Genomic DNA, 2825 nt, shown 5'->3' on the forward strand with positions numbered 1-2825 from the left:
TCGTCGTGCTGTTCCTCGCGCAGGCGGGCGACGTCGAGCTCACGGCGGGCCAGATCGTGCTCGGGATGGGCCTCGCCGTGCTGCTGAACATGGGCACCATCACCGTGCCGGGAGGCTTCCCCGTCGTCGCGACGTTCCTCGCCACCGCGGTGGGGCTTCCGATCGAGGCGATCGGCTTGCTCATCGCCGTCGACTGGTTCACGGGCGTGCTGCGCACGTTCCTGAATGTGAACGGCGACACGATGATGGCGCTGCTCGTGGCCCACCCGTCGGGCGAGATCGATCGCGACGTCTACGAGGGGCGCCGCACCGTGACGACGGCGCCGGTCGATGTCGCCGAGCGGCGCGAGCACTTCGAGAGGGCCGACGCTCTGGACTGAGCCGTCGTCAGCGCTTCTTGCGCGGCATGCGCGAGAGGAACCGCTCGCCGTCGACGGTCTTGTCGTGCAGCGGGCGCGCGCGCTCCGGTTTGCCGCCGACGTAGAGCCAGCCGAGCAGACGCTCGCCCTTCTCGAGCCCGTGCGCCTTGGTGACGGCCTTGGCGCGCATGTAGTCGCCCGTGCGCCAGAACACGCCCCAGCCGGCCTCGTCGAGCAGCAGGCTCAGCGCATGCGCGACGCCGGCGGCGGTGGCCTCCTGCTCCCACGTCTCGACCTTCTTCGACCGCACCGAGGCGACGACCGCGATCAGAAGCGGAGCGCGCAGCGGCTTGGAGTACACGCCCTTCTTGCCCTCGGCCTTCGCGATCGCGCGGCCCAGCATCAGACGATCGTCGCCGCGCAGCTCGATCAGCCGCCAGGGCTTGAGCTCCTTGTGGTCGGCGACGCGTCCGGCCGCCGACACGAGCTCGACGAGCTCATCGTGCGTGGGAGCCTCGTCCGTGACCTTCGACAGCGAGCGGCGGGCCCGCATCGCCTCGAGGGCGGTCATCAGACGCCCGGCGTGCCCTGCGCGTCGCTCTGCTCCGGCGTGAAGTTCAGCGACAGCGAGTTCATGCAGTACCGGTCGCCCGTGGGGGTGCCGAAGCCGTCGGGGAAGACGTGTCCCAGGTGGGAGCCGCAGTTCGCGCAGCGCACCTCGGTGCGCTCCATCCCGTGGCTGTCGTCCGCCAGGAGCTGGACGGCGTCGGGGCGGATGGATTCGTAGAAGCTCGGCCATCCGCAGTGCGAGTCGAACTTCGTGCCGCTCTTGAACAGCTCGTTCCCACACGCCGCGCACGTGTAGAGGCCGGCGCGCTCCTCATCCAGCAGCTCGCCCGTCCAGGGGCGCTCGGTGCCGGCCTGACGCAGCACGGCGTACTGCTCGGCAGACAGCTCGCTGCGCCACTCGTCCTCGGACTTGCTGACGTTGTACGACATGGATTCCTCCCAGGGTCCCATCCAGCGTACGGCCGCGCGGGACCGCGGGGGTCGTGTGTGACGGCGTACGGCCGCGCGGGACCGCGAGGGCCGGGTGTGACGGTCGGATGCCTCGCGCGCGACAGCAGGATGTCTCGCGCCCGCGACAGCACACCCGCGACAGCACAATGGAGGGATGGAGACGGACGAGCGGGCCGCGGTCGCCGAGCGCTTCGCGCGGTTCGCGCGGGACGAGGCGCCCGGGCGCTCCGACACGTACCTGGCATGGGCGCGCGCGGTCGCCGGGGACGCGGAGGTCTGCGGCGTCCTCGCTCGCGTCCCGGCGACCCATCGCCAGCCGCCGCTGGTGTTCGCCGTGACCCGCATGCTGGGGGCGCCGCGTGACGCGTCACGCTGGTCGGACTTCGTCCGCGCCCACGCGGACGACGTCGTCGCCGAGTGCTCGGCGCGCAGTCTGCAGACGAACGAGCCGCTGCGGTGCGCCGCGCTGCTGCCAGCACTCTGCCTCGTGCCGGGGCCCATCGCGCTGCTCGAGCTGGGTGCGTCGGGAGGTCTGTGCCTGTACCCCGACCGCTATGCGTACCGCTACGGCGAGGTCGCGCTGGGCGCGTCCGCCGTGACGCTCGAGGTCGAGACCCGCGGCGCGCCCCTGCCGGATCTCGCCCGGCCGGACGTCGTGTGGCGCGCGGGGATCGACCTGCAGCCGCTGGATGCGCGCGTTCCGGCCGACCGCGCCTGGCTCGAGGGGCTCGTGTGGCCCGAGGAGCGCGAGCGCGCTGTGCGCATCGCGGCCGCGCTCGACATCGTCGCCGCCGATCCGCCGCTGCTCGTCGCGGGCGATGTCTCCGACCTCGACGTGGTCCGCGCCGTGGCGGCGCAGGCGCCCGCCGACGCGACGCTCGTGGTCACGACGCCGGGTGTGCTGCCATACGTTCCCCGCGCCCGGCGGGACACCCTGATCGCCGCGCTCCTCGCCGATTCCGGCGACCCGGCGGGCGTGCGCGCCGGCGGCGTCCGGTGGATCACGCTCGACCAGCCACGGCTGCACAACGCCTGGACGTCGCCGATCGACGCGGAAGACTGGCCCGGATTCGCGCTCGCGCTGGACGGCCGCGTCCTCGCGGCGGCCGATCCGCTGGGGTCCTGGATCGACTGGCGGGCGTGACGAGGACATCGCGGTGCGCCTCCGGGGCCTCGGCGCCGCGACTGCGTAGCCTCGAGCGCATGCCCCTCTCCGACCGCGACCGCGCGCTGCTCGACTTCGAGTCCCGCTGGCGCGTGCACGGCGGAGCGAAGGAGGAGGCCATCCGCGCCGAGCTCGAGATGGCGCCCGCACGCTACTACCAGCTGCTCGGCCGCCTGATCGACTCCGGCGACGCGCTGGCCGCCGACCCCCTGCTGGTCGGGCGCCTCCGCCGGATGCGTGACGCGCGTGACGCGGCGCGCTCCCGCATCGCGGGCTGACCC

5 protein-coding genes are annotated in these 2825 nt (G+C 73.0%); 3 read left to right on the forward strand and 2 right to left on the reverse strand.

Annotated elements, in window-relative coordinates:
* Window positions 1-380, forward strand: a 380-nt coding sequence (locus RIF89_RS13490; protein ID WP_309069604.1) for a cation:dicarboxylate symporter family transporter, incomplete at its 5' end; no start/stop codon positions are given.
* Window positions 381-387: 7 nt separating this feature from the next.
* Here RIF89_RS13490 and RIF89_RS13495 read toward each other — a convergent pair.
* Both RIF89_RS13495 and msrB read right to left on the reverse strand, forming a co-directional pair.
* Complete coding sequence (locus tag RIF89_RS13495; protein WP_309069605.1) at window positions 388-930, reverse strand: nitroreductase family protein; 543 nt, start codon at window positions 928-930, stop codon at window positions 388-390.
* Window positions 930-1358 (reverse strand): peptide-methionine (R)-S-oxide reductase MsrB, encoded by a 429-nt coding sequence (gene msrB, locus RIF89_RS13500; RefSeq protein WP_309069606.1) that lies wholly within the window; start codon window positions 1356-1358, stop codon window positions 930-932. Before msrB ends, RIF89_RS13495 begins: the two co-directional genes overlap by 1 nt.
* 175 nt (window positions 1359-1533) lie before the next feature.
* On the opposite strand from msrB, the gene RIF89_RS13505 reads away from it, so the two are divergent.
* A complete protein-coding gene (locus tag RIF89_RS13505) occupies window positions 1534-2523 on the forward strand; it encodes a DUF2332 domain-containing protein (RefSeq protein ID WP_309069607.1) in 990 nt (329 codons plus the stop codon).
* Window positions 2524-2582: 59 nt separating this feature from the next.
* Entirely contained in the window at window positions 2583-2822 is a 240-nt protein-coding gene (locus RIF89_RS13510) for a DUF3263 domain-containing protein (RefSeq protein WP_309069608.1), read from the forward strand.
* The last annotated feature ends 3 nt before the right edge of the window (window positions 2823-2825 follow it).

The sequence above is a fragment of the Microbacterium sp. genome, assembly GCF_031178525.1.
Lineage (GTDB): Bacteria > Actinomycetota > Actinomycetes > Actinomycetales > Microbacteriaceae > Microbacterium.